This window comes from Pseudomonas sp. NY15356 (assembly GCF_048068175.1).
Lineage (GTDB): Bacteria > Pseudomonadota > Gammaproteobacteria > Pseudomonadales > Pseudomonadaceae > Aquipseudomonas > Aquipseudomonas putida_K.
Genome location: NZ_JBLUPW010000002.1, coordinates 161,766 through 188,435, shown reverse-complemented (window position 1 = coordinate 188,435; position 26,670 = coordinate 161,766). Strand labels below are relative to the sequence as shown.

General features: G+C 64.6%; 22 protein-coding genes and 1 pseudogene. 11 read left to right on the top strand and 12 right to left on the bottom strand.

Features of this window, described 5'->3' with window-relative positions:
• Positions 1-398: 398 nt before the first annotated feature.
• Entirely contained in the window at positions 399-1,373 is a 975-nt protein-coding gene (locus ACNFCI_RS03455; protein ID WP_324813022.1) for an AraC family transcriptional regulator, read from the top strand.
• Positions 1,374-1,406: 33 nt separating this feature from the next.
• Here ACNFCI_RS03455 and ACNFCI_RS03450 read toward each other — a convergent pair whose 3' ends face one another.
• The 7 genes from ACNFCI_RS03450 to ACNFCI_RS03420 form a co-directional block, all read right to left on the bottom strand.
• Entirely contained in the window at positions 1,407-3,323 is a 1,917-nt protein-coding gene (locus ACNFCI_RS03450; RefSeq protein WP_368830296.1) for a tyrosine-protein phosphatase, read from the bottom strand.
• Between the two features lie 257 nt (positions 3,324-3,580).
• Positions 3,581-3,952 carry a RidA family protein gene (locus ACNFCI_RS03445; protein ID WP_084858902.1) on the bottom strand — a complete coding sequence of 124 codons (372 nt, stop codon included), beginning with the start codon at positions 3,950-3,952 and terminating at the stop codon, positions 3,581-3,583.
• A gap of 30 nt (positions 3,953-3,982) precedes the next feature.
• Positions 3,983-4,675: a DUF3726 domain-containing protein gene (locus ACNFCI_RS03440; RefSeq protein WP_324813016.1), complete on the bottom strand. Its 693-nt coding sequence runs from the start codon at positions 4,673-4,675 to the stop codon at positions 3,983-3,985.
• Between the two features lie 2 nt (positions 4,676-4,677).
• A complete protein-coding gene (locus tag ACNFCI_RS03435) occupies positions 4,678-6,372 on the bottom strand; it encodes a hypothetical protein (protein ID WP_368830295.1) in 1,695 nt (564 codons plus the stop codon).
• Positions 6,373-6,398: 26 nt separating this feature from the next.
• A complete protein-coding gene (locus ACNFCI_RS03430) occupies positions 6,399-7,949 on the bottom strand; it encodes a BCCT family transporter (RefSeq protein WP_084858899.1) in 1,551 nt (516 codons plus the stop codon).
• Positions 7,950-8,003: 54 nt separating this feature from the next.
• On the bottom strand, positions 8,004-8,990 hold the full coding sequence (locus tag ACNFCI_RS03425; RefSeq protein WP_368830294.1) for a dipeptidase: 987 nt from the start codon (positions 8,988-8,990) through the stop codon (positions 8,004-8,006).
• 14 nt (positions 8,991-9,004) lie between these two features.
• Positions 9,005-10,447 (bottom strand): aldehyde dehydrogenase family protein, encoded by a 1,443-nt coding sequence (locus ACNFCI_RS03420; RefSeq protein WP_084858897.1) that lies wholly within the window; start codon positions 10,445-10,447, stop codon positions 9,005-9,007.
• Between the two features lie 95 nt (positions 10,448-10,542).
• On the opposite strand from ACNFCI_RS03420, the gene ACNFCI_RS03415 reads away from it, so the two are divergent.
• Complete coding sequence (locus ACNFCI_RS03415) at positions 10,543-11,430, top strand: LysR family transcriptional regulator (RefSeq protein ID WP_324813005.1); 888 nt, start codon at positions 10,543-10,545, stop codon at positions 11,428-11,430.
• 124 nt (positions 11,431-11,554) lie between these two features.
• Here ACNFCI_RS03415 and ACNFCI_RS03410 read toward each other — a convergent pair.
• Positions 11,555-11,761: pseudogene (locus ACNFCI_RS03410) on the bottom strand (hypothetical protein); the annotation flags it as partial.
• Positions 11,762-11,920: 159 nt separating this feature from the next.
• On the opposite strand from ACNFCI_RS03410, the gene proP reads away from it, so the two are divergent.
• From proP to ACNFCI_RS03390, 4 genes are all read left to right on the top strand, one after another.
• A complete protein-coding gene (gene proP / locus ACNFCI_RS03405; RefSeq protein ID WP_224456214.1) occupies positions 11,921-13,423 on the top strand; it encodes a glycine betaine/L-proline transporter ProP in 1,503 nt (500 codons plus the stop codon).
• Positions 13,424-13,629: 206 nt separating this feature from the next.
• A complete protein-coding gene (locus ACNFCI_RS03400; protein WP_368830293.1) occupies positions 13,630-14,640 on the top strand; it encodes an aldo/keto reductase in 1,011 nt (336 codons plus the stop codon).
• A gap of 91 nt (positions 14,641-14,731) precedes the next feature.
• Positions 14,732-15,628, top strand: a complete 897-nt coding sequence (locus tag ACNFCI_RS03395; RefSeq protein ID WP_368830292.1) for a LysR substrate-binding domain-containing protein — start codon at positions 14,732-14,734, stop codon at positions 15,626-15,628.
• A 7-nt stretch (positions 15,629-15,635) separates the two neighbouring features.
• Positions 15,636-16,556 (top strand): LysR family transcriptional regulator, encoded by a 921-nt coding sequence (locus tag ACNFCI_RS03390; RefSeq protein WP_416767413.1) that lies wholly within the window; start codon positions 15,636-15,638, stop codon positions 16,554-16,556.
• Positions 16,557-16,783: 227 nt separating this feature from the next.
• Here ACNFCI_RS03390 and ACNFCI_RS03385 read toward each other — a convergent pair whose 3' ends face one another.
• On the bottom strand, positions 16,784-18,088 hold the full coding sequence (locus ACNFCI_RS03385; RefSeq protein WP_368829337.1) for an MFS transporter: 1,305 nt from the start codon (positions 18,086-18,088) through the stop codon (positions 16,784-16,786).
• 309 nt (positions 18,089-18,397) lie between these two features.
• Here ACNFCI_RS03385 and ACNFCI_RS03380 point away from each other — a divergent pair, with 309 nt between their 5' ends.
• The 4 genes from ACNFCI_RS03380 (at position 18,398) to ACNFCI_RS03365 (ending at position 22,469) form a co-directional block, all read left to right on the top strand.
• Entirely contained in the window at positions 18,398-19,561 is a 1,164-nt protein-coding gene (locus ACNFCI_RS03380) for an iron-containing alcohol dehydrogenase (protein WP_324812989.1), read from the top strand.
• A 58-nt stretch (positions 19,562-19,619) separates the two neighbouring features.
• Complete coding sequence (locus ACNFCI_RS03375; RefSeq protein ID WP_324812986.1) at positions 19,620-19,934, top strand: NIPSNAP family protein; 315 nt, start codon at positions 19,620-19,622, stop codon at positions 19,932-19,934.
• A gap of 27 nt (positions 19,935-19,961) precedes the next feature.
• The gene (locus tag ACNFCI_RS03370; protein ID WP_416767410.1) at positions 19,962-21,536 is read left to right on the top strand and encodes an aldehyde dehydrogenase (NADP(+)); all 1,575 of its coding nucleotides are present in this window, start codon (positions 19,962-19,964) and stop codon (positions 21,534-21,536) included.
• A 147-nt stretch (positions 21,537-21,683) separates the two neighbouring features.
• Entirely contained in the window at positions 21,684-22,469 is a 786-nt protein-coding gene (locus tag ACNFCI_RS03365) for an SDR family oxidoreductase (RefSeq protein WP_368829336.1), read from the top strand.
• 45 nt (positions 22,470-22,514) lie between these two features.
• Here the strand turns inward: ACNFCI_RS03365 and ACNFCI_RS03360 are convergent, their stop codons facing one another.
• The 3 genes from ACNFCI_RS03360 to ACNFCI_RS03350 form a co-directional block, all read right to left on the bottom strand.
• Complete coding sequence (locus ACNFCI_RS03360) at positions 22,515-22,919, bottom strand: hypothetical protein (RefSeq protein ID WP_368829335.1); 405 nt, start codon at positions 22,917-22,919, stop codon at positions 22,515-22,517.
• A 198-nt stretch (positions 22,920-23,117) separates the two neighbouring features.
• Complete coding sequence (locus tag ACNFCI_RS03355; RefSeq protein WP_416767408.1) at positions 23,118-24,083, bottom strand: Rieske 2Fe-2S domain-containing protein; 966 nt, start codon at positions 24,081-24,083, stop codon at positions 23,118-23,120.
• A 44-nt stretch (positions 24,084-24,127) separates the two neighbouring features.
• Positions 24,128-25,255, bottom strand: a complete 1,128-nt coding sequence (locus ACNFCI_RS03350; protein ID WP_368829334.1) for a Rieske 2Fe-2S domain-containing protein — start codon at positions 25,253-25,255, stop codon at positions 24,128-24,130.
• A gap of 231 nt (positions 25,256-25,486) precedes the next feature.
• Here ACNFCI_RS03350 and ACNFCI_RS03345 point away from each other — a divergent pair, with 231 nt between their 5' ends.
• On the top strand, positions 25,487-26,491 hold the full coding sequence (locus ACNFCI_RS03345; protein WP_368829333.1) for a LysR family transcriptional regulator: 1,005 nt from the start codon (positions 25,487-25,489) through the stop codon (positions 26,489-26,491).
• Positions 26,492-26,670: the final 179 nt, after the last annotated feature.

Below are 26,670 nucleotides of genomic sequence, written 5' to 3'. Positions count from 1 at the left end.
AGCAGCGGTGCGTCGGAGCGTGGACACAGCGAAACGATGGCGCCGGATGGTCCGGACCACTGCAGCGAAAGGCGAGAAGAAGGGAAGGGTGTGGCGCATGGCCGTGCCGACCGCATAAAAGCGGAACAGCAAATGCCAGGAATGTGTGGAGGCTGCATGCAACATGGACTGACTCTCGGAAAACAAATGAATGTTCTCCGTATTCGGGAAGGCTCCCGGGCGCACGCAGCACACGCCAGGCAGCAATTCTACGGAGGTAGGTGGCGATCCGCCTGCGAAGTTTGCATCAAAATGTTGCCATTACTATGCGGGTGGGGCGCCGCAGGGGTCATGCCGCTGTCATGCGCCCTTGGTAAGGTCCTGGCGTTTTTGCGTCCAATAACAAGAAGGTGGCCTTGATGGTGAGTACCGGCACGCTCCGCAAACAGATCATTCTCCGCTCCCGGGACATGCGCAGCGAGGCGTTCGGTGCACTGTTCTCGCGCATGTTCGACAACCTCTACGCCGATTCGCTGGTGCTGTCGGACGACCTGCTCATCGGTGGCGTCTACGGTCGTCATGAGGGCGTCAGCTTTCGCCGCATGCACTACCAGGGCGATTGTTGCGTAACCTTCACCGACCCGCAGGACGAGATCACTTTCGTGTTGCCCAGCGCGGGCAAGGTGGTCTTCGGCCATCAGGGCGAAACCGTCGGGCTGCCTGGCATGGGCCTGGCCATCGAGAAAAGGTCGTTGCGTACCTTGCGCTTGAGCGACGGCCATGCCCAATGCGGCATGTCGATCCGCCGAAGCCTGATCACCGAGCGCTTGGCGACATTACTGGGCAAGCCGGTGTTGCAGCCGATCCGCTTCGAGCCGGTGGTGTCGCTGGAGGTTGCTGCCTGTCATGGCATTCGCGCCTTGCTCGAGCTGGCCACCGGCAACGAGTTCGACCAGCTGATCCATGCCGGTGCGCTGATGCCGGTGCGTTTGCAGGAAATGCTGGTCGACGCGGTGCTCGAGGCCTGGCCGCACAACCATAGCCAAGCCTTGCGCCGGCCCGTGCCGCAGATCGCGCCACGGCACGTGAAGCTGGCCATGGACTGGATCCGTGCCCACCCATCGAGCGCGACCAGCGGGACGGACTTGGCGGCCCTCGCCAACGTCAGCTTGCGTGCGTTGCAGCAGGGGTTTCGCAGGTTCCTGGGATGTTCGATCGTGGATTACCAGCGGCAAGTGCGCTTGGAGCAGGCCTACGAGTCATTGGTGCATGGGGAGCCTGTCTCGGTGTCTCAGGTGGCGTTGCGTCATGGCTTCAGCAATGCGGGGCGGTTCGCGCAGTATTTCCAGCAGGCCTATGGCGTGAGCCCGGCGCAGGTTCGGCGCAGAGGGTAGGCCGTTGGGGGGCTGCTACGCAGCCCCAAACCGTCAGAACGCGTAGCTGGCCTTCAGGCTACCGCTCACCCCATGGCTGTCACCGCCACCGCCAGCCGCCACTTCAGCCCCCACGCTGAACGCTCCGAGGGAGGCCATCGCATTGACCCCGGCAGTGAACAGGTCGCGGTTGTCGTACGCCGCGCGCTGTTCGATATCCAGCCCCAGCAGGTGGCCTTCGCTGTCGACCTGATGATCGCCCAACACATGCTCGTACCCCAGCGTGAACCCCGGCACCAGCTGCCAGCCACCGCTCAGCTCTACCGGCGCCAGGCTGGCCTGGAGGTTGGCTACCGCGCTGCGCCGGGTTTCCTGGAGGCTGTCCACCTCCAGCGCCAGCTCGCTGCCTTTTTCGGTGAAGCCCGAACGGTCCACCTGGCTGACGCGCACGCCTAGGCTTGGCTCCAGCGTCAGGGTGCCCGCCTGCATCCGATAGCCCAGCGCCAAGCCGGCCCCGGCCAGGTTGCCATGGCTGTCGCCCTTGGCCTGGCCCAGGCCGTTACCCAGGTCGCGTTTGCTCTGGTAGTCGAACCAGCCGGCATGGGCATCGGCCTCGATGAACAGCCCTTGCTCAAGGCTATCCGGCGCGAAGCGTGCGCCTGCGCTGAGGAAGGTCAGGTCGGTGTCCGCCTCGCCGCCGGCACCGCCGATGTTGCCGCGGCTGTAGCCGAAGCCTGCATGGGCGCTGAGCTGTTCGGAAAAGCGCTGGGTCAGGCCGATCATCAGTCCTTGGCTGTGCTCGTTGCTGCTGCGTGCGTGGGACGAGCCGTCGGTGCCCAGGTAGCTGGCCAGGGCTGTGCTCCACAACCGCGTCTGGCCGACCTTGAGGTCCGTGCCGCTGGCGAAGGGCGCGCTGGCCTGTTCGATCATCGTGCCCTGGCGCAGCAGGTAGCTGGCAGCGTCGGCATGCACCTGGCCACCGACGGTGGCCTCGACGCCGCCCAGGCTGCCGGCATCGATGGCCGATTGCAGGTAGTAGTTGTAGGCGCTGTAGGTGCCCGACAGGCGGCTGTCCTGTAGGCCCTGCAACAGCCGCGCGCCTGCCGCGGCGTTGCCTTGCAGGCCAGCCTGGCCGGGCAGGCTGTTGAATCGGACCATCTTGCCACGCAGCACGTAGAGGGTTTCCTGGGACAACCCCAGGCCTTGCTTGAGGTAGTTGTCCATGCTGCCGTAGCGTGCCTTCACCTCGTCCAGCCCTGCCTGCAGGTAGCTGGCCTCCACGCCGATCAACGGCCCATAGATCTCGGCCAGCTTCGGCGGCAGCGAATCGAGGATCGCCGCCATGCGCTCGGCGGTGTAGGCGTTGGTGGCCAGGTAGTCCTGCATGATGGTGGCGTCGTCGACACCGGCGATGCTCTGCAGCAGCGCAGCGGTCCAGCCGGTGCGGTCCTTGCCGGCGGTGCAATGGAACAGCGCCGCGTCCTCGGTGCGGGCCAGCTCGTTGAACAGCACGGTGTACTGGCTGCGCATGCCGGCATCGTAGACGAAGGCACGGTTGGTTTCCTTCATCATCGCTTCGGCTTCGGCGGCGCTGCGGAACACCATGTCGGTGATGTTGGCCCCGGAGGTATTGTTGCCGATGATGTCGATGTTCCGGTAGGCCGCACCGGCCGGCAGGGTGTCGGGGGTGGCGGCGATCTCGCTGGGGGTCCGCAGGTCGAACACCGTGCCGATGCCCAGAGGGGCCAGGGCAGCCAGGTCCGAGGCGGTCGGGGTCACGGCGTTGGAGCGGTAGAACACCCCTGCGCGCAGGGTGCCGTCATGAGCGGTGCTGTAGGCGGTGGTGGTGCCGGCGATGTCACGGAAGTTGTCCATGCCCACCAGGCGCGGGGTATCGAGCGGCTCGGCGCCATGGGCGGCGGAAATGGCGAGGGTCAACAGGGACAGGGAGCAAAGGACACGTGGGTACACGGAGCTAGCCTCGTTGTTGTGTGATTAGGCCAGCAACTATTAGCGTGATCGTCGACCGGTGTTAGCACCTTGATCGCTGATGGCAACGATGAGTGCGCGATCGGTCCGCAGGGTGCGTGATTTGTCTCTCCAGACCCGGTTCGTGGGGTGTTTTTGGGCCCTATCACGGGACAAGCTCGCTCACATAGTGATTTCACAAGTCTTGAGAGCGGCGCAATCGGTGGGAGCGAGCTTGCCCCGCGATAGGGAGCGCGCGATTACAGGCAGGCGTACACCACCAGCTCCACCAGCATTTCCTCGCGCGCCAAACCGGCCACCACGACGGCGGCGCGGTTAGGGTAGGGCGCCTGGAAATACTGCCCGTACAGGCTGTTGACCGTGGCCAGGTAGCTGCGATCGGTGACGTAGATCAGCACTTGGGTCACGGCGTCCAGCGAGCTGCCTGCGGCGTCCAGGGTGTGGCGCAGGTTGTCCAGGGTCTGGCGGGTCTGTGCTTCGATGCCGCCGGCGACCACCTGACCCTGGGCATCGATGGGGATCTGTGCGGTATAGAGCGTGCCGTTGCCGACGACCGCCCATTCCAGCGGGGCCTTTGAGGCGAACAGGTCGGTCTTGATGGCGTATTTCATGGGGACGGTTCCTGAAAAAGTGGACGCGGGTCAGTCGGCATCGCTGCCGCCGCCGGCGCCATGTCGGCGCGAGGCTTCGGTGCTTTCGACCAGGATGTGCTCGGCCAGCTGCTTGAGCCGCTGCCAGGTTTGCTCGCTGACGGTGAAGCCGTCCGTGGGCAGGGCCAGGGGAACGGCTACGGGCCCGGTGTGCTGGGCAGGCCGGTTGAACAGCACCGTGATGCACTGTTCGGGCGTGGTGGAGGCGACCTGTTCATCGTTGTGCAGCTCAGGGCGGACGCCACCGGCGGCGAAAGTCGCCACGTGTCGTTGGCGGGCATCGCCCCAGCGGGCCTGCACGTCGAGCCCCAGCTCCGCGGCCCGGCTCAAGTAGCCGAGCAGCAACAGGCGGTTGTGGCACTGGTGGATGCGCAACAGCGCCTGGCCAGTGCGCAAGGCCTTGCCCAGCGCCAGCTCCACCGTGGTCGCGGCACAGCGCAGCACGCTCTGGCCCTGGGCGTCGACCACCAGCACGGTGCTGTCTTCGTAGCGCAAGGCGTAGGGGCGGTCGGCTTCCCGTTGCAGGTAGTCCAGGGCTTTGGCCACGGTGCCGAGGCCATCGAGGCCTTGCAGGTGCAGCCAGCCGACCAGGTCGGCGGCATCCTCGCAATCGCCGGCGGCAAAGCCCATGCCTTCGAAGGCCTTGCGGCACATCACCTGGATTTCATTGAGCGATACACGCATGGTCACAGGCCTCCTTGCGGCATGACTGCGAAGTTCCAGTCGTCCGCGAACGGTTGGCCGATCTCGCTGACCAGCGGCGCGCCCTGGAACAGCGTGATGCGGACCCATCGGCTGGACTTGTGGTCGAACTTGCCGGCACCGAAGAACGCCAGCTTGCAGCGCAGCAGGTGGATCGGCAGCATGTCATGGGCCAGCAGGTTGGCGCGTATCTCGCCATAACGGGACTGCGCCATGCCTTGCAGGCGGCGCACCGTGCCCTTGAACGCCGGCTGGGCGATCAGGAAGTGCGCGGTCAGCGCCTGGGGCTGGGTGCGCAGATGCTCGAGCACGGCGGCGTGGCAGCGCTGGAGATTGCGCGCGATACCCAGTTGCATCTCCTTCTCGGCTCCCGGCTCCTCGGCGCGCATGCCGAGGCGAGGCTCTTCTTTTTCAGCCGAGCGATACCAGAAGAAGTGTTCGGCCTCCACGTCGCTAAAGTCATAGGCCAGGGCCCAGCCGTACTGCTGCTCGATCAGTGCCCGCAACTGCGTCAGGGGCATCTGCGCATCCAGGCGCCAGCCTTCGACCACGCCCATCTGGTCGGCCAGGGGGGTGACTTGTTCGGGGTACAGCTCCAGCAGCAGGCTGACCAACAGCTCCTGGCAACCCAGGCCCCCGTGGGCCTCGCTCCATGCCAGCAGACGAGGCCAGAGGTCGGCGCTCGCCGGTTGGCGTTCGAGCCATTCGGCCAGCGCAGCAAGCTCGGCCAGGGTGCACTGGTTTTGCCCATGCTGGCGCGGGTCTTCGGTCAAGGTCTGGGCAAGGTGCTGGTGGGCGCGCTGCAGCAGCGTATGCAGGCGCGCCAGGTGGGCGGGCTCGGCCGCTTGCGACAGCACCTGGGCCAGTGCGGTTTCGCGCACGCTGACCCAACGTTCCACCAGTTGCGGGTGGTTGACCAGAAAAGGCGCCATGCCAAGCCCTGTGGCGTTGCCGACGCCCAGGTAGCGTTGCAGCGCCGGGGCCAGCTTCACCGCCCGTTGCGGGTCGAGCGCGCGGGCCATGTGCTCGATCTGCTCGATGCTGAAATGGCGCAGCAGGTACACGGTGAACATCTGCGCCGCGAATGGCTGGTCGAAGTCCGGGTTGCCTTGCAAACAGGCAAAATCGGCGATGCCGAACTTGCCGTTGCCGTAGACGGCGGTGGTGCGGTAGAGGTAGCCGACCTCCGCCAGCTGGCGCGGGTCCGGCTGGCTGCCTTCGGCCAGCGCCGTCAGGAAGCGGTCGAAGTTGCGCAGGCTGCGGTTGGCCCGCGACAGCACCAGCACCCGGGCATCGAAGCGTCCGGCCTCCTGCAGCGGTACGTTGCGTGCAAGGTCGGCCAGTTGCGCCTCGTCCACATCCCCGGCCACCAGCACGAAGGTCACGTCCCACTGGTCGGCGATCACCCGGTCGCTGCGTTTCTCCGGCGGCAAGTAGGCCGAGAACAGCACGCAATGGTAGTGGGCGTTCGGTGTGTCGATACGATAGATGGCGGTGCCGAAGCCCTCACCGTCGAGATCGAAGCGGCTGCGTTGGACCTGCCAGCGCTGGTTCATCATCCGCCGCATGCTGCTGCGCACGAAGCTCAGCGGGCTCTGGAAGTGGCTGCCCAGCCGGGCCAGGTCCATGACCTGGCTGGCGGGGCGCAGCGTGGGCGTTGCAAGCACGGTGTTGGACATTGTCGTTGTACCTGGATGCCTCATGTTCAGATGCCTTGTTCGCGAGCCATGTGCCGGGCGATGCGTACCGCATCCCACAGCGCTGGCAGGATCACCAGCGACACCGGCACCGCGGTGATGACAATGAAGGACTGCAGGGCCGTCACACCGCCCGCGCCGATGGTGATCAGCACCACTGCCGCCAGGCCCATGCCGATGGCCCAGAAGCCGCACAGCCACTTCTTCGGTTTGTCGGTGCTGGACATTGCCAGCGCCACGGTGAACGCCATGGCATCGCCATTGGTGGCCACCGAGATGAAGCTCAGGAACAGGAACAGCGCGCTGACCAGACCACCGAGCGGCAGGTTCTGGGTCACGCCCAGCAGCAGGTCTTCAGGCTGTGAGCCGTGGGCAGTGACGATACCTGGGGTCTGCAGTTCCAGGCCTATGCCCGCGCCGCCGACCACGGTGAACCAGAACATGGTCACCAGCGGGGCGATGATCGACAACGTCATGATGATCTCGCGAATGGTGCGGCCCCGCGAGATGCGCGCGACGTACAGCGCCACCATGGGCGCGTAGCCGATGAACCAGCCCCAGTAGAACACTGTCCACCAGTCCAGCCACTTAGGGTCGGCGCGGAACATCGTCATTGGGATGAAGTGCTCGATGTGCAGGGCGAACGCTGCCGGGAAGCCGCCGAGGATGAACAGCGTCGGGCCGAACACCACCATGAACACGGCAAGGCCAAGCATCAGCCACACGTTGATCTCGCTGACGAAGCGGATGCCCTTGAGCCCCACCAGGCACGAGACGGTGTACATCAGCGTGACCAGGATGATGGTGACCGACTGGGTGACGATGCCGTTGGGCACGCCCCAGACGGCATGCAGTGCGCTGCTGATCTGCAGGCCTAGAAAGCCGATAGGGCCGATGGTGCCGGCCACCACGGCGACGATCGAGGCGGCATCGGCCAGGGTGCCGATAGGGCCCTTGAGTGCCCGCTCGCCGAACAGCGGGTAGAGCAGGGTGCGCGGTGCCAGCGGCAGGCCCTTGTCGTAATGCAGGTGCATCAGCACGATCGCCAGCAGGCTGCCGAGCACCGCCCAGGCCAGAAAGCCCCAGTGTACGAACGACTGCGCCAAGGCCGCGGTGGCCGCCGCTTCGCTGTGAGGCTGCAAGCCTGGGAACAGCGGGGGTGGGCTGGCGAAATGCATCAGCGGTTCGGCGGCGGCCCAGAAGGCGCCGCCACCGGCCAGCAGTGCGCACATGATCACCGCGATCCAGTTGAAGGTGCTGATATCCGGGCGTTGGGTCACGCCGCCCAGGCGTACGCGCCCGCACTTGGAAAAGCCAATGGCCAGACTGACCACGAAGGTCGCCAGCATCAACACCTGCCAGTACAGGCCAAAGGCCTTGGTCGACCAGGCGAACAGCGTGTTGACCAGGGCCGACACCACATCGATGTCGATCAGGGCCGCCAACAGGAATGCGCCGAGGAAACCGCCGCTGATCAGAAACAGCGGCCAGTCGATGTCCCGCGACAGCGGCAGGCGCAGGGTCTGGTCGTCAGCCGGCAGGGTGGTTGGGTTTTTCATTTAGCCTCCGGAACCTGTGATTGTTGTTTTTGTAAGGCTGTCCGTGCGGGGGGCTCAGGCCTGCGCTGTGGTGGCAGTTTCCAGCAGGCGCAACCAGTTCAGCCCCATGATCCTGCGCACGTCTTCCTCGGCAAAGCCACGGGCGCGCAAGCCCTGGGCGATGTTGGGGAAGTCGCGGCTGTCGCGGAACCATTGCAACGGCGCTGGCCAGTTGGCGTTGTCCTTGGAGCCTTCGCCGTAGTCTTTCTCCTTGCTCCAGCGGCCGTTACGCATCCATTCGAGCACCGACAGCGGCTGTCCCTGGCACAGGTCGGTGCCGATGCCGATGTGCTCGACGCCCATCAGGTCGGCGGTACGCGCGACCATGTCGCAGAAGCTCTCCAGGGAGCACTCCGAAGCGCCCTTGAGGTGGAACGGGTAGGTGCTGAAGCCCAGCAGCCCGCCGGATTCGGCGATGGCACGCAGCACCGTGTCGGACTTGTTGCGTTTGGCGGCATGGAAGCTCGACGGGTTGGCGTGAGAAATGATCACCGGCCGGCTGGACAGTTCGATGGCCTCCAGGGTGCTGCGCTCGGCACTGTGGGACATGTCGATCAGCATGCCGACCCGGTTCATCTCGGCGATCACCTGGCGGCCGAAGCGGCTGATGCCGTTGTCTTCACGCTCGTAGCAGCCGCTGGCCAGCAGGCTCTGGTTGTTGTAGGTGAGCTGCATGACGAACACGCCCAGCTGGCGGAAGACCTCCACCAGGGCGATGTCGTCCTCGATGGGCGAGCAGTTCTGGAAACCGAAGAAGATCCCCACCCGGCCTTCCTCCTGGGCCAGGCGGATGTCGCTGGCCGTGCGCACCGGGCGGATCAGCTCGGGCCAGGTTTCGAAACGGCGGTTCCACTCGCCCAGGCGCGACAGGGTCTCGCGGGCGTTCTCGTGGTAAGCGATGGTGGCGTGTACCGCGCTCAGGCCACCGGCCTGCATCTGCTGGAATATCTCCGGGCTCCAGTTGGAATACTGCAGGCCGTCGATCATCAAGAGGTCGTGCATGGCGGGTATTCCTTTCAGGGGCGCAGGTAGGTGGTCTTGACCACGGTGTAGAAGTCGCGGGCGTACTGCCCCTGTTCGCGTGGACCGAAGCTCGAGGCCTTACGACCGCCGAACGGCACGTGGTAGTCGGTGCCGGCGGTAGGCAGGTTGACCATCACGCAGCCGGTCTGGGCGCGGCGCTTGAACTCACTGGCGTGGCGCAGCGACTGGGTGATGATGCCGGCGGTGAGGCCGTAGCGGGTGTCGTTGAGCGTGGCCAGGGCCTCTTCGAAGTCCTGCACGCGGATTACGCAGGCGATGGGGCCGAAGACTTCCTCGCGGTTGATGCGCATGTCGTTGCGGCTGTCGATGAACAGCGCCGGGCGCATGTAGTAGCCGTCGGTCTCCAGTTGCAGGCGCTCGCCACCCTCGACCAGGGTGGCGCCTTCGGCCTGGGCCAGGCGCAGGTATTCCAGGTTCTGTTCCAGTTGGCGGGCTTCGGCCACCGGGCCGATCTGCACGCCGGCGTGCAGGGCATGGCCGACCTTGAGCTGGCGCATGCGCAGGCGCAGGGCTTCGACGAAGCGGTCATGGATCGCGTCGCAGACGATCAGCCGCGAAGACGCCGTGCACTTCTGCCCGGTGCCGAAGAAGGCGCCGTTGAGCGCGCATTCCACCGCCAGGTCAAGGTCCGCGTCGTCCATCACCACCAGCGCGTTCTTGCTGCCCATCTCCAACTGGCAGCGCACCAGGTTGCCGGCAGTGGCCATCGCCACGTGGCGACCGGTCTCCAGGGAGCCAGTGAAAGTCAGGGCGTCGATGTCGGCCGACTGCACGAGGGTTTCGCCGACGCTGGCGCCACTGCCCATGACCAGGTTGAAGGTACCCTCCGGCAGGCCCTGGCGGCTGATGATCTCGGTCAGCGCCCAGGCGCTGGCTGGCACCAGGTTGGCCGGCTTGAACACCACGGTATTGCCGAACGCCAGGGCCGGGGCGATCTTCCAGGCGGCGGTGGCCATGGGGAAGTTCCACGGGGTGATGATGCCCACCACGCCCACCGGCTCGCGATGCACTTCGATGTCGATGCCTGGGCGCACGGATGCGGCGGTCTCGCCCATCTGGCGCAGCACCTCGGCGGCGTAGTAGTGGAAGAACTGGCCGCTGCGGTAGACCTCGCCGATGCCTTCGGCCAGCGGCTTGCCTTCTTCTCGTGAGAGCAGTTCGCCAAGCTCTGCCTTGCGGGCGATCAGCTCGTCGCCGATGGCCATCAACACCTGCTGGCGAGCCTCCAGGCCGGTAGCGGCCCAGCGTGGCTGCGCGGCGCGTGCGGCCTGGATGGCCTGCCGGGTCTGTTCGGCGCTGGCCTGGTGGTAGCGGCCGATCAGGTCGCCGGTGTCCGAAGGGCTGTGGTTGTCGACGGTGGCGTGGCCTTCGCACCACTGGCCATCGATATAGTTCTTGTAGGTGTTGAGTGACATGGATGAAAGCCTCCGTTTGCCTGGCTTCCATCATGCGAGCATTATGGTGCAAATAAAAATTAATAAAAAAAATGCTTTGATAAGGATCGCTAACCATGTTGCCCGAGCTGAAGATCGCCCAGCTGCGCTATTTCGTGCTGGTGGCCGAGCTCAAGAGCTTCCACGCCGCTGCACGCCAGGCCTACCGCACCCAGCCCGCGATATCGCTGGCGGTGCGCGAACTCGAACAGAAACTGGGCCAGCCCTTGGTGGAGAAGGGCGGCGGCCGGGTCGAGCTGACGCCCTTCGGCGAGCATTGCCTGCCGCTGTTTCGCGGTTTGCTCGAACACCACGACCGCATCGCCCGTGAGGCCACGTTGCTGGCCCGGCACGAAATCGGCCAGGTCAGCATCGCCACCGTGCCGTCGGTGGCCAGCCGGCTGCTGCCTGGGCCATTGGCGCGTTTCGTTGCCGAGCACCCGAACGTGCAGGTGAGCATCCAGGACGGCACTGCCGAAAACGTCCAGCAGCTCCTGGCCCAGGGGCGGGTGGATTTTGCGATCAGCAGCCTGTGGGTGACCGACGAGCAGATCGACTTCGCGCCGATCCTGCACGACCAAGTGGGCGTGGTCTGTCGGGCCGACCACCCGCTGGTGCAGGTGGACCAGGCGCTGCACTGGTCACAGCTGCGCGGCGTGGCAATGATCGGCAACGGTACCTCGCGCCTGCTCGAAGGCACCGAGGCCGAGTGCTTGCTGGAACACAGCCGGTTGTTCGTCTCGAACATGATTTCGTTGATCGCGATGCTGGAAGAGGGCGCGGGCATCAGCACCTTGCCCTACTTGGCGTTCCCATTGGAGAACGAAAAACTCGCGTTCCTGCCCTTGGCTGAACCGAAGGTCGAGCGCCAGATCGGCATGCTGACCCGCAAGGGGCGCAGCCTGTCGCCGGCGGCGGGGGCGTTGATGGCGTTCTTGCGGGCGCACTTGCCTGGCGCCGAATGAAGCCAGGGCTACGCTGCCGTCAGCGAGCAAGTGGCTAGCACTTCAGCCGGGCATATACGGCCCAGCCCATCGTAGGCTGTCGCCAGCTCCTACAGAGGGGGCTACAAATCCTGATCTGGATGGGTCAACGCGAGGTCTCGATGCGCAGTACCTCGGTATAGATCGCATCGACCGTCTGGCCGATCTGGAGGTTCTTCATGCGGGCCTGCAGGTCCGGGTCCTCGACCTTGATCACCTGCACCTTGCCCTCAGGCGGCAGCAAGGTCACCTCGTGCTTGTCCAGGTCGATCTTGCTGATCTTGGACGTCACCTTGATCTGGCAGAACGCCTCGTGATCGGTTCCAGTTCGGCGCGCGTTGCGCACGCCCACCAAGCGTAGCCAGCCAATGGCGATATGCCCGCAGCGGTGCACCTGAGATTTTAACGAGGAATTATTTAGCGCCCCGTTGTATCTGATGCCATAGAACTCGCTCAGCTACAGGGACTGGCCATGAAACCACGGAAAAAAACCGTCAAGCCGATCGGCTTGAAAGACATCACCATCGTCGACGATGCCAAGATGCGCAAGGCGATCACCGCCGCCGCGCTGGGTAACGCCATGGAGTGGTTCGACTTCGGCGTCTACGGGTTCGTCGCCTATGCCTTGGGCAAGGTGTTCTTTCCCAATGCCAGCCCAGGCGTACAGATGATTGCCGCCCTGGCGACGTTCTCGGTGCCGTTCCTGATACGCCCGCTGGGCGGGCTGTTCTTCGGCGCCCTGGGCGATCGCTACGGTCGGCAGAAGATCCTGGCAGCGACTATCGTGATCATGTCCCTGAGCACCTTCGCCATCGGCCTGATTCCGTCCTACGCCTCGATCGGCATCTGGGCGCCGATCCTGCTGTTGCTGGCCAAGATGGCCCAGGGCTTCTCGGTGGGCGGGGAATACACCGGGGCGTCGATCTTCGTCGCCGAATACGCGCCTGATCGCAAGCGGGGCTTCCTGGGCAGCTGGCTAGACTTCGGCTCGATCGCAGGTTTCGTGCTCGGCGCAGGCCTGGTGGTGCTGATCTCCACCATACTCGGTGAAGCGCGGTTCCTCGACTGGGGGTGGCGCCTGCCGTTCTTCCTGGCCTTGCCATTGGGGCTCATCGGCCTGTACCTGCGCCACGCGCTCGAAGAAACCCCGGCCTTCCAGCAGCACGTCGACAAGCTCGAGCAGGGCGACCGCGAAGGCCTGGCCTCGGGCCCGAAGGTCTCGTTCAAGGAAGTCGCCACCCAGCACTGGCGCAGCCTGCTGACCTGCATCGGTGTGGTGATCGCCACCAACGTCACCTACTACATGCTGCTGACCTACATGCCCAGCTACCTGTCCCACAACCTGCACTACAGCGAAGACCACGGTGTGCTGATCATCATCGCGATCATGGTCGGCATGCTGTTCGTTCAGCCCATGATCGGCCTGCTCAGCGACAAGTTCGGCCGCCGGCCCTTCATCATCGCCGGCAGCGTGGGGCTGTTCGTCCTCGCCATCCCTGCCTTCATGCTGATCAACAGTGGCGTGCTGGGGGTGATCTTCGCAGGCTTGCTGATCCTGGCGGTGCTGCTCAATTTCTTCATTGGTGTCATGGCCTCGACGCTGCCGGCGATGTTCCCCACCCACATTCGCTACAGCGCCTTGGCCAGCGCCTTCAACATCTCGGTGCTGATCGCCGGCCTGACCCCGACCATCGCCGCCTGGCTGGTGGAGGGTACCCACAACCTGTACATGCCGGCCTACTACCTGATGGTGATCGCCGTGGTGGGCCTGGCCACGGGCCTGTCGATGAAGGAGACGGCCAACAAGCCTTTGCGCGGTGCGGCGCCGGCGGCCTCGGATATCGAAGAGGCGCGCGAACTGCTGCAGGAGCACCACGACACCATCGAGCAGAAGATCGAGGACATCGACGCGCAGATCGCCGAGCTCGAAGCCAAGCGCAAGCTGCTGGTGCAGCAGCACCCTCGCATCGAATAGCGGCTGGCATGAGGGTGCCGGGCTGCAGTGGGCTCGCCCGACACCCACCGTCACGGGGACATCCACTATGAAATCCAGGTGTGGCGAGGCTATGCATTAAAGGTCTCAAGTCTGTCGAATTATGACTTGGACGGTCTTGGTGGGCGAGGCTTAGGATTGCAGCCACTGGAGTTCACAACGACTCCCCACCAAAGGAAAACACTGCAATGAACCTCAAGTCCCTCATCGCCAACCCACTGGGCTTCGGTACCGCACCGTTGGGCAACATGTTCCGCAACGTGCCGGAAAGCGAAGTACAAGCCACCGTCGACGCTGCCTGGAACAACGGCGTGCGCTACTTCGACAGCGCCCCGTTCTACGGTGCCGGCCTGTCCGAAAGCCGCCTGGGCAATGCCCTGGTCGGCCGCCCTCGTGACGAATACGTGCTCAGCACCAAGGTCGGTCGCATCATCCTCGACGAACTGGAAGATCCTACCAGCCGCGAGCTGGGCGAGAAGAGCGGCCTGTTCGAACACGGCAACCGCAACCGCATCGTCAACGACTACAGCGCCGACGCCACGCTGCGCTCTATCGAGGACAGCCTGCGCCGCCTGAAGACCGACCGCCTGGACATCGTCTGGATCCATGACATCGCCCAGGACTTCTACGGCGACGAATGGCTGAGCCAGTTCGAAACCGCCCGTACCGGTGCCTTCCGCGTACTGACCCGTCTGCGTGAAGAGGGCGTGATCAAGGCCTGGGGCCTGGGCGTCAACCGCGTCGAGCCGATCGAGCTGACCCTGGACCTGGAAGAAGCCCGTCCGGACGGCTTCCTGTTGGCCGGCCGCTACTCGCTGCTCGACCACGACCGCGCCCTGCAACGCGTCATGCCGCAAGCGGTGGAGCAGGGTGTAGGCATCGTCGTGGGTGGCCCGTACAGCTCGGGTGTCACCGCCGGCGGCGAGCACTTCGAGTACCAGAAAGCCACCCAGCCGGTGCTGGCCAAGCTCGAGCGCATCCGTGCCGTGGCCCGTGCCCATGGTGTGGATGTGAAAGCGGCTGCCCTGCAGTTTGCCCTGGCCCATCCGGCCGTGGTCTCGGTGATCCCCGGTGCCACCCGCCCGGCACACGCCAACGAAGACCTCGCGGCACTGAGCGCCGTGATCCCGGCGGCCTTCTGGAACGAGCTGCGCCAACAAGGGTTGATCAACGCCCTGGCGCCCGTCCCGGCTGCTTGATGATGAACAGGCAGGGCCGTTCCAAGGCCCTGCCTGTGGTCGACCATTCTTCACCGCGCCATACAGGGCGCGGTCCGCTTTCAAGGCCCCTATGCTGGATTTCAGACAACTCCGTTATTTCGTCGCCGTGGCCGAGTTCGAGCACGTGGGCAAGGCGGCGGAGCACTTGCATATTTCCCAGTCACCCTTGAGCCGGCAGATCGCCCAGCTCGAAGAGCGCCTTGGCTTGCAGCTGTTCGAACGCAGTCAGCAACGGCTGCGCATCACCTCGGACGGTCGCACCTTCCTTCACGAAGCCAAGGCCCTGCTCAAGCACGCCGAACGCCTGGAGTCGCTTGGCCGACGGTTGGGCCGGGGCGAGTCGGGCGGGCTGTGCATCGGCTATGTCAGCCACGCGATCCATGCCGGGGTGCTGCCCAAGGCGTTGCGCCAGGTACGCGAGGAACGCCCGGGCATTCATATCGCTTTGTACAACCTCACCGCCCAGGAGCAGTTCGAGGGCTTGCGCCAACGCAGCCTCGACATCGCCCTGGTCTGCGAGCCGATGCCGACAGACGATCCGGACCTGTTGGCAACGCCGGTATTCAAGGACCCGCTCTACCTGGCGCTGCCGCTGGGGCACCCGTTGGCGGGCAAGGCAAAGATCGACCCCGCCGACCTGCATGAGCAGGACTGGATCATGGTCGAGGGCCAGGCCAACCCCAACCGCCGCGAGCGCTTCCTGGCCCGTTGCGTGGAGGCAGGTTTCACGCCGCAGATACGCCTGGAGGCGGCCGAGCCGCTGAGTGCGCTCGGGCTGGTGTCCGCGGGCCTGGGGTTGGCATTGATCCAAGAGAGCATCGGCTGCGACACCAACCCGAACGTGGTGCTGCGCGAACTGCCCTGGTTGCAGCAAAGCATCGGCCTGTGGGCCGCCTGGCATCGAGTTGACCTGCGGCCGATAGTAGGCGAGTTTCGTCAGATCGTATTGGCTGGTGCGGAGCATTGAGAGCCCCATGATTCCATCCCTGGACAGTATTTTCGCAAGGCTGCGCCTGCGTCAGTTGCGCCTGCTCATCGAGCTGGACCGCTGCGGCTCGCTGCACAAGGCCGCAGAAGCCATGGCCATCTCCCAACCCGGTGCGACCAAGGCGCTGCGTGAGGTCGAGGAAATCCTTGGCGTGCCACTGTTCGTGCGCCAGCCCAGCGGCCTGGTGGCCAACGATGCCGGGCGCTGCGTGGTGCGCTACGCGCGGCTGATCCACAGCGACCTGGGGCACTTGCGTGAGGAGGTGCTGGGGATCGTACAGGGGGAGGGTGGGCGCCTGGCGGTAGGCAGCATCATGGGCGCCATGCCGACCTTGGTGGGTGCGTTGGGGCGCTTGCGGCGCAAGCAGGCGCAGCTTGCGGTGGAAATCGCCGAGAACACCAGCGCCAACCTGCTGGCGCAACTGGATGAAGGGCGCCTGGACCTGGCGATCTGCCGCCCGAGCGTGGGACGCAACGCGGCGGACTACGGCTTCGTGGAGCTGGCCCAGGAACCCCTGGCGGTGGTTGCCCATCCCAAGCATCCACTGGCCGGGGCGCAGGCATTGGAAGTCGGTGACCTGAGCCACTTTCGCTGGATCGTGTACCCGGCCAACACCCCCATGCGCCAAGCCCTGGAGCGCGAGCTGAGCGAGGCGGGGGTGGAGGTGCCGCGCTATCCGCTGGAAACCTCGTCCACCTTCGCCACCTTCATGCTGCTGGAGGAAGACCACAGCCTGGTGGCGGTAATCCCCAGCGCTGTGGCGGCGTTCGCCGAACAGCGTGGGTTGCTGGTGTCGCTGGCGGTGCGGCTTCGGGCCCTGAGCGAGCCGTTCGGGGTGGTGCACCGGGTGGCGTCGCCGCTGTCCCATGCGGCGCAACTGCTGGTCGATGAGCTGACCGCGCCTTAGGCGCAAGGCCTTGAATATCCTGTTGTGGGGGCGGCGACACGAGGCCGCTCCCATAGAACAACGCATGACCATTTGATCTGCGGCATCCTGTGGGAGCGGCGGTGCGGCGGTCCGACTTGTCCCGCGATTAGGCCGGGCCCGATATCACCGTCGCCTGGCAAGGGCTTCGCCCTTGATCGCGGGACAAGCCCGCTCCCATAGAGGCTGCGCAGCAGCCCGGAACATCCTCAGAACTGCCGCTCGCGGTAGTCGATCAGGCTCGAGAACAGTGCGATCAGCAATGCCGCCACCACGAAGAAGATCAACGCATAGAAGTACTCACCCGTGAACTGCACGATCAGGCCGATGGCGATGGGCACCAGCACCCCGGCCATGTTGCCGCAGAAGTTCATGGTCCCGCCCAGTACGCCGGTGCGCGACGGGCCGCCGATGATCGCAGGCAGGCACCAGTACATGCCGCACCAGCGGATGAAGAACATCGCCACGCACAGCAGTGTGATCACCGGGCCCGTGCTGGCGACGAAGGCTGCTGCCAGGATGCACACCGCGGCGATCAGGGCCGAGCCGCTGAACATCGTGCGCATCACCAGGTTCGGCGAGGCGCCGCTGGCCCGCCATTTGTCTCCGATCCAGCCACCGATCAGTTCGCCGATGAAACCGCACATGAAGATCAGGAAGGTCGCCCCGCCCATGGCCGAGATATCCAGGCCGTGGGCCTTGTGCAAATAGCTGGGCATCCAGGTCAGCAGACCGTAGAACACTGCCAGGATGCAGCTGTAGCCGGCGAACATGGCGAAGATCGAGCGGTCCTTGAGCAGCACGCGCAAGGGGATGCGGGCCTTGGTCGCCGCCGCATGGGCGCTGGCGTTGCCCTCGGTGATGTGCTGAAGCTCTGCCTCGTTGACGCCCGGGTGCTCACTGGGGTGATTGCGGATGTACTTCCACGCCAGGATACCGGCCAGGATGGTGCCTACGCCTGCGACCACGAAGGCCAGGCGCCAGGAGCCGAGCCAGGCGATCAGCCCGGAGATCAGGATCGCACCCAAGGCACTGCCCAGCGGTGCGCCGCCGTCCACCAGGACCGCACCACGGCCCCGTTCGTTGGGCGTGAGCCAGGAACTGTTGAGCTTGGCGCCGGCGGGCATGATCGGTGACTCGGCCACGCCCAGGCCGATGCGTGTGAGCAGCAGCACCACCCAGTGGTGCGACGCTGCGCCCAGGGCCTGGAAGGCGCCCCAGGCGATGGTCGCGGCGCCGATGATGCCCCGGGTGTGGAAGCGATCGAGCAGCAGGCCGCCAGGGATCTGCATCAGCGCATAGGACCAGAAGAACGCACTGAGCATCAGCCCTTCCATGGCCGGTGTCAGGTTGAATTCCGGCGCGATCAGCGGCAAGGCCACCGACAGCGAGGCACGGTCGATGTAGTTGATCGCGGTGAGCAGCAACAGGATCAGGAAGATGCGCCAGCGCACCGTGGTCATGGGGGCGTTGGCGTCCAGCGCCAGCGCAGCCGGGGAGGAGGTCGTCTTCATCGCAGGTGCTCGTTCTTGTGATTATCGGGAGTGCACCGGCTGGAGCCTGCGACGTGGGCATTGCCCGTGGCCATCGGCGGTCCGGCCCGTGTGCGCTCCGATTGTTGGAGGCCTGGGTAGACGCCGGGTAATGAAAAGAGCTGATCCGGGGATAACGGCTGCTTATCGATAAGCCACGGTTATCCCCGGATCAGCTCTTTTCATTATCTGGTGCCGGCCGGCGCCGCCTAGATTGCCCAGGCACGGCCCGCTGCGACTCACGGCGGGTTCAACAAGAACAACGCGGCTCCACGTGCCCGAGGACCTTCCATGAGCAATTTCCAGTTCCATTTCCCCACCCTCACCCGATGCGGTGAAGGCCTGGCCAACCAGGCCGGTGCGCTGCTCAAGCCCTATGTACAGGGCGCTCTGCTGGTGGTCACCGACCAGGGTTTGATCGACGCGGGTATCCTCGGCGGGTTCTTCGCCTCTCTGGAGCAGGCCGGTATCGACTACCACCTGTTCTCGGCGGTGCAGGCCAACCCTAGCACCGACGTGCTCGATGCCGCCGTGCGCCTGTTGCGCGAACATGATTGTCGGGCGGTGATCGGCGTGGGGGGTGGCAGCAGCATCGACACAGCCAAGGGCGTGGCGGCGATGGCCACCAACCCGGGCAACATCCTCGACTACGAGGGCTACGACAAGCTGGTCAACCCACCGCTGCCGATCTTCGCCATCCCCACGACCGCCGGCACCGGCAGTGAATGCACCGCCTCGACCGTGTTCACCAACACGCAGACGCTGTTCAAGACCGTCATCATCAGCCCCCAGCTGTTCCCGCGCCTGGCCATTCTGGACCCGGCACTGACCTTGAAACTGCCGGCGTCGATCACCGCCGCCACCGGCATGGATGCGCTGACCCATGCCATCGAGTCCTACGTTTCGCGCCAGGCCAACCCGATCAGCCAGTCCATGGCGCTGCAGGCGATCCGCATGATCGCGGGCAGCCTGGAGAAGTGCTACTTCGTCGGCACCGACATGGCTGCGCGCGAGCAGATGCTGCTGGGCTCGTTCCTGGCCGGCGTGGCGTTCTCCCAGTCCAAGCTGGGCAATGTGCATGCCATCTCGCACACCTTCGGTGGTGTGTTCAACATCCCCCACGGCATCGCCAACGCCGCGTTGCTGCCCTATGTGATCAAGTTCAACGTCCCGGCCTGCCCGGAGCGCTTCCGTGACATCGCCATTGCCCTGGGAGCCGATGTTACTGGTCTTGACCTGATGCAGGCGGCGGCCTGCACCGTGGAGCGTGTAGTGGCGCTCAACCGCGCCATCGGCATCCCGGCCACCATCCGCGAGCTGGGCGTGGACCTCGAGTTCCTGCCGCAGATGGTCAGCGACTCGATGCGCAGCGGCAACGTGCTGGTCAACCCACGTTTGACCACAGCCCGCGATGTCGAGCGGCTGATCACTGACGCCTACCACGGCCACCTCTGACCCCCCATTACCCTCCGCGTGCCCGGCTGCGGGCACGCCTGCCTAGGAAGCCTTGACCATGTTCTATGAAATGCGCACCTACACCCTGCACATCGGCAAGATGAAGGAATACCTGGAGCACTTCGAGAAAGAAGGCCTGCCGGTGATCTCGCGCTACGCCACCCTGGTGGGCTGGTGGTACACCGAGATCGGTGAACTCAACCAGGTAGTGCACATCTGGGCCTATGAAAGCCTGGATGACCGTATCCGCCGCCGCGCCGCACTCTATGAAGACCGCGACTGGCTCGAACGCTTCATTCCAAAGGCCTTCCCCATGCTGGTGCGCATGGAGTCGAAGCTGTTGATGCCGGCGGCCTTCTCGCCGATCAAGTGACCTTTGTTTTCTCGCGAGCGTATTTCCATGTCCGACGGTTACAACTACATCGGTGGGCGCCGTAGCGGCTTGGGCACGGTGCTGTTGAGCAGCATCGATGCCCACAGCGGCGAGCGCCTGCCCGGCTTCTTCCACCAAGCCACCGAGCAAGAGGTGGATGCCGCGGCCCAGGCTGCGGCGAACGCCTACCCGGTCTACCGTGCCCTGGCGCCAGAGCGCCGAGCGTGTTTTCTGGAGGCCATCGCCGATGAACTGGACGCCTTGGGCGGAGATTTCATCGCCCTGGTCGGGCGCGAGACTGCTTTGCCGGCCGCGCGGGTCAGCGGCGAACGCGGCCGCACCAGCGGCCAGCTGCGGTTGTTCGCCCAGGTGCTGCGCCGGGGCGATTTCCTCGGCGCGCGCATCGACCGCGCCTTGCCCGAGCGCCAACCGCTGCCGCGCCCGGACCTGCGCCAATACCGGCTGGGCGTCGGCCCTGTGGCGGTGTTCGGTGCCAGCAATTTCCCGTTGGCCTTCTCCACGGCAGGTGGCGACACCGCCGCCGCACTGGCCGCCGGCTGCCCCGTGGTGGTCAAGGCGCACAGTGGGCATATGGGGACGGCACAGCAAGTGGCCGATGCCATCGAGCGGGCCGCGCGCCGCACGCAGATGCCGGCAGGGGTCTTCAACATGATCTTCGGCAGCGGTGTCGGCGAGCGCCTGGTGCGTCACCCGGCGATCCAAGCGGTGGGCTTCACCGGGTCGCTCAAGGGCGGGCGTGCCCTTTGCGACTTGGCGGCGGCACGGCCACAGCCGATTCCGGTGTTCGCCGAAATGAGCAGCATCAACCCGGTGCTGGTGCTGCCCGAGGCTCTGGTGCAGCGCGGCGAGGCCATCGCCCAGGAACTGAGCGCCTCGGTGGTGCAGGGGGCAGGGCAGTTCTGCACCAACCCTGGCCTGGTGATCGGGCTGCGTTCAGCCGCGTTCAGCGCCTTCGTCGAGGCCTTGGGCCGACAGCTGGATGACCAGCCGGCGCAGACCATGCTCAACCCTGGCACCCTGGCCAGTTACGCCGCGGGGCTGCGCGCCTTGGAAGCGCACCCCCACGTGCAGCGCCTGAGCACCAGCCGCCACGACGGCCCGCAGGCGTCGGCGCAGCTGTTCAGGGCCGATGCCCGGTTGCTGTTGGAGGGCGACGAGCTGTTGCAGGAAGAGGTGTTCGGCCCGGCCACGGTGGTGGTCGAGGTGGATGATCGGCAGATGCTGCTGCAGGCCCTGGCCGGGCTGCGCGGGCAGCTGACTGCGACCTTGATCGGCGAACCTTCGGAGCTTGCCGAGGCAGGCGACTTGCTGGCGGTGCTGGAGGAGAAGGTCGGGCGGGTGCTGGTCAACGGCTACCCGACCGGTGTCGAGGTGTGTGATGCGATGGTCCACGGTGGCCCTTACCCGGCCACCTCCGATGCCCGGGGAACCTCGGTCGGCACCTTGGCCATCGACCGCTTCCTGCGGCCGGTGTGCTACCAGAACCTGCCGGATGCGTTGCTGCCCGATGCCCTGAAGAACGCCAACCCGCTGGGGATCGATCGACTGGTGGATGGGGTGTTCAACCGCAGCGCGTTGTAGCACCATCGGGGCGAGTGGGGACAGCGACCGTTGTGGCAGTGGGCCGGCCCTGCGATCGGGCCCGCCCAGCCAAGGGCGTTGCCCGTTGATCGCTGGGCCAGCCCGCTCCCACAGCGCCGTACAACGTATTGGTAATTGGGAGTCAACATGGATCTGGGTATCAACGGCCGCTGGGCCATCGTCTGCGCCGCCAGCCAGGGGCTGGGCAAGGGGTGTGCCCAAGCCCTGGGCGGCGAAGGCGTCAACCTGGTGATCAACGCCCGCACCGCCACCACCCTGGAACAGACAGCCGCTGAGTTGCGTGGCCTGTTCCCGGGCATCGAGGTGCGTACGGTGGTAGGCGACGTAGCCGAGCCAGCTGTGCGTCAGGCCCTGCTCGCGGCCTGCCCGCAGGTCGATATTCTGGTCAACAATGCCGGCGGCCCACCCCCGGGTGATTTTCGCGACTGGGGCCGGGACGACTGGCTCAAGGCGCTGGATGCCAACATGCTCACGCCCATCGAGCTGATCAAGGCGGTGGTCGATGGCATGGCCGAGCGTGGTTTCGGGCGGGTGGTGAACATCACCTCCGGTGCGGTCAAGGCACCGATCGATATCCTTGGCCTGTCCAATGGCGCGCGCAGTGGCCTGACCGGTTTCATCGCCGGGCTTGCTCGCCAGCAACGTCTGGCCGGGCGCAACGTCACGCTGAACAACCTCCTGCCAGGCGCCTTCGACACCGCTCGCCTGCAAAAGACCCTGCAGGCTGCGAGCCAGGCCAGCGGTGACCTGCAGGCAACCACCCAGGCCCGTCGTCAGGCGATCCCGGCGGCGCGTTTCGGCAAGGCCGAAGAGTTCGGGGCGTATTGCGCGTTCCTGTGCAGCGCCCAGGGTGGCTATATCACCGGGCAGAACCTGCTGATCGACGGCGGGGCGTATCCAGGGACGTTCTGACAGGCTTCGGGCATCAAGATGCCCGAAGCCGAAATGAGAGGGATATCAACGACGATAGTAGCGGCGGTCGTAATCGCGGTAGTCGCGGTCGTAGCGATGGTGCATCGCGCGATAGTGGTGGCGCTCCCAGTCGCGGCGGCGCTCGGCTGCGCGGCGGGCCTGCTCGCGGCGCCAATGGTCGCGACGCCAATCACCTCGGCGGTCGTGCCAGCGGCCGTCGTGGTCGTGCCAGTAGCGGTCGTCATGGGCAAGCAGCGGTGCCGATTGCAGGTCGGCGGTGCTGGCCAGGTTGGCCCAGGGGTTGTCGACGGCCTGGCGCGGAGCCTGGGGGGCTGCGACGTGCGGGGCAGTCGCAGGGGTGGACGCCTTCATTTGCGTTGCTGATGCCGAGCCCATTGCCGCGAACGCGAACAGGCCGAGCAGCACTATCCGTGGGACATGGAATTTCATGAGCGAAGACAACCTCTGGTGGACAATGGGATGTAGCCGGCTGGCAAATGGTTTGCCGAGCTTCGTGCCTATCCACATAGACCGATAAATAGGAAAAAGTTCTAGGCAGGTGCGTACAAATAGCTGCCGCGGCTTTTGTGAATGCAACCATGAACAGAAACGCCACCCGTTCGGGTGGCGTTCTGGCGACGCTCGGCGTCAGGCGATAATGGCCTGTGGGGGGGTATCGACGAAGAACTGGCGATACCACTTCCTCAATTCGAACAGTTGGCCATCCTCCTTGCACAGCAGCGGAGCCTCCCGGTACACCTTGTTCTCCCAGATCTCGACATCCTCGTAGAACGCTTTGTGGGCGAAGCCTGCATATTCCTCGGCGATGGCGTCGATGTCGCTGATTGCCGGGTCGTGGCGTAGCTTGAGGCCATAGCACAGGTCCAGGCTCTGGTGGTCCACCGGCGTATGGAAGTTGACCTGCCGGCTTTCGTGGGTGCCTTGCATCTCGACGTGCATCAGGCCCGGCCCGAAGTAGGTCGCCACGGTATCCAGTTGGCTGCCCAGCGTGGGGTGTCGGCCGATCAGCGAGATCTGCCGGGCGATGTGTCCGTCGTATTCGACGGTGATCTTGTCGATCGGCGACTGGTGGACGATGGCGAAGTGCGGGGTGTCCACCAGGTTCTCGATGATCTCCTTGCCCTGGGTCTTGATCCTCCAGCGCTTGAAGTACCAGCGTGTCCAGCCGTCATCATCGTTCATCTCGGTGGAGCGCGGCACCTCCCATTCGGGCTCGCCCCCCTGCGGATCGAACCAGAGGTGGATCATCTGGTTCAGCTCGCACACCGGGTGCCACTTCAAGGCGCCTTCCTTTGCCTTGGGCGGAATGCGCTCGGCATAGGGGATGGCGGTGCATTTACCTTGCTGGTCGAACTGCCAGCCATGGAAAGGGCAACGAATGGTGTTGCCTACGCACTGGCCGCCGCCCAGGTGGGCGCCAAGGTGAGGGCAATGGGCATCGAGGATCGCGACCTCACCGTTTTCGCCTCGAAAGGCGACGTAGTCCCGATTGAAGTACTTGAGCGACTTGACCTGCCCGATGGCCAGCTCATTCGAAAAGAGCACGCCAAACCAGCCCTTGGGAAAGCGTTCGGCAAAGAAATCTTTGTTCACGGCTGAATCTCCAGGTGTTTATTGTTTTTTTTCGCCCATCCACCCTAGGCGTCAGAAGGTGCCAGCTGGGTTTCCTGCTGCCTGACCGGCTGGCCGTCCAAGCCCACGCCGTGAACGTCCATCAGCCACTGCGCCGTGTCTGCACGTTCCCGCGAGATGAATACGCGTTTCTCGGCGGTCTTGGCAGGGACTTGGTCGCGGTCGAGATAGAACTGCTCATACCATTCGCGCAGCTGATAGACCGGCCCGTCGCCGCCACACAGGATGGGGTTGTCCACGCGTTTCTTGTTGTCCCAGATGCGCAGGTCCTGGAAGAACGTTTCCTGGCCGTTGGCAATATAGGCGGCGATGAGTTTCTGGTTTTCGGAGAACGACAAATTATCCAGCGCTCGTACTTTCATGCCGAAGTGCATCATGAAACGATCCTGGGTGATCGGCACGTTGCCGATCATCATGATGCATTCAAGTTTATGGCCCCACATTTCCGCTTCCATGTCGGCAATGACATAGGACGGGCCATAGTAGTAAGCAATGCTGCGCAGTGAATCGCCGGTGCCGATCAACTGGTTGCCGCCGGTCAACATCTGGCAATAGGTATGCCCCTGGGAGACATTGAGGTAACTGCTGACGGGGGAGCCATGCACCGGTTCGAAGTGGTAGACATCGGCCAGGTTATCGATAAGTTCGCGGCAATTGGTATTGGCCGGTTTGCTCAACACCACCCAGTCCGACCAGTTTTCTTCCTGGCAGCAGCGGTGCGGTGGAATACGTTGCTCGGCCATGGGTGGCAAGCCTTCATGGTCATGCCAGATGAACAACAATTCGTTTTCCACCATGCATTCCCATTGGCGAATTCGCGCCTTGGGCGGGATCTTCTCGCAGTAGGGGATCTTCTCGCAGTAGCCGCCATCGCCCCATTGCCATGAATGGAAGGGACACTCCAGGGCATTGCCCTTGACCGTACCGTTCGCCAGGTTGGCGCCCATGTGCGGGCAATAGGCATCGAAAACCCGAATGACACCGTCTTCGCCGCGAAAGGCCACCAGTTCCGTTCCGAAGACTTCGAACGCGGTCACTTCGCCTTGCTTGATCGTGCGTTCCAAGCCAAAACAGTGCCAGCCACGCGCGTAACGATTGGGTGTCTTGGAAATGATCCGTGCAAACTCCACCATCGTCCTTTCCTCTTTTTTATATATTTCCAGGCTCCGCCGTTAGACGGTTCGGCGGGAAGAAAACTAGTGGCGCAGGTCAGGCCTGTAAATGTTCAAATTTGCACGCGTGTGTGCAATCGTGCACCGCTGGGCCAATCGCTGGCGCTTCATTTTTCTTGGGGGCAACCCCGGCCAAGTAGCTGTTTACAAGGCGATGCCACGCGGTTGACCCTGGCACGGGTGCGTGCTTTTATGCACCCCGTTCGCGCCCAGTTGGATACGTGGCCATGGTTGCCAGGGTGGGGCAGGCTACCCGGCGCGGCCCGATATCGTCGGCACCACATGGAGGGGCGCGAAGTGTTGGACTGGGATGATCTACGTTATTTTCTCGCCGCCGTGGAAGCGGGCTCCTATTTGGGGGGCGCCAAAGCGTTGGGCGTGAATCGGACTACCGTAGGTCGTCGTGTCGAAGCCTTGGAAAAGTGCATCGGCAGCCCGTTGTTCAAACAAACCGCCTCGGGATACCACCCCACCGAAGTGGGGATCAAAGTCCTGAAGTGTGCCAAACAGCTGGAAAAGCACGTGGCGCAACTGTCCACGGCCCTGGTCAACCATCAAGGCGCACTGCAAGGGCATGTACGCATTGCCGTCGCCGCGGAGCTTGGCAGCGACTTGCTCGCCGAAATATTGCGATTCCAGCGCAACCACGGCGAGGTCACCGTGGAAATCTCGAGTGTGCGTGATCCCGTCACCGCCTTGACCCAACGCAAGGCCGACATCGCCCTGGGCGCCTTGCGTGCCAAGCCTGAGTACCTGGCAGGGCAGTGCCTGGGGCGATTGTCGCTCGGCGTCTATGGTGCCGCGCATGTGTCGCGTCATGGCATGGGCGCGCAGGACACCGCCTGGGTGGGATGGTCCGAAGACATGCACGGCTGCCTGCTGGCCAGCCTGATGGCCAGCCATGTTGGCGAAGATGCCCGTACCGTCAGCTGGGTGGACTGCTGGGCGGCCCTCAAGGCAGCGACCTTGGCGGGTAGCAGCGTTGCCCTGATGTGGCAGGCCTTCGCCGAAACCGATCCAGGTCTGGTTCGCCTCCCGGGTTTGCTGCCCGGCCAAGGGCAGGGGGCCGACCTGTGGTTGCTGTCGCTCGAGGCGATCCCGCTGGATGCCTGCAAGAAGGCAATGAGTGATTTTCTATTCGCAAGCCTCAGGCAAACACTGGCCGCAGGGCCAGGTTTCACCGCCGCCGGTTGCTAGGGCGCCTACCCGCGAGCGTTGGGCCATAGTCCCAATGGCCGATGTCTGCTCGGTGATCGCTGCCGAGAATGCTTTCGCACTCGTCCAACCAGACGTAGCGAGGAAAGGGTGATGATCGATCTGGGCGCGAACGTGGCCATCGTGACCGGTGCCGCAACGGGCATTGGCTGTCGGGCTGC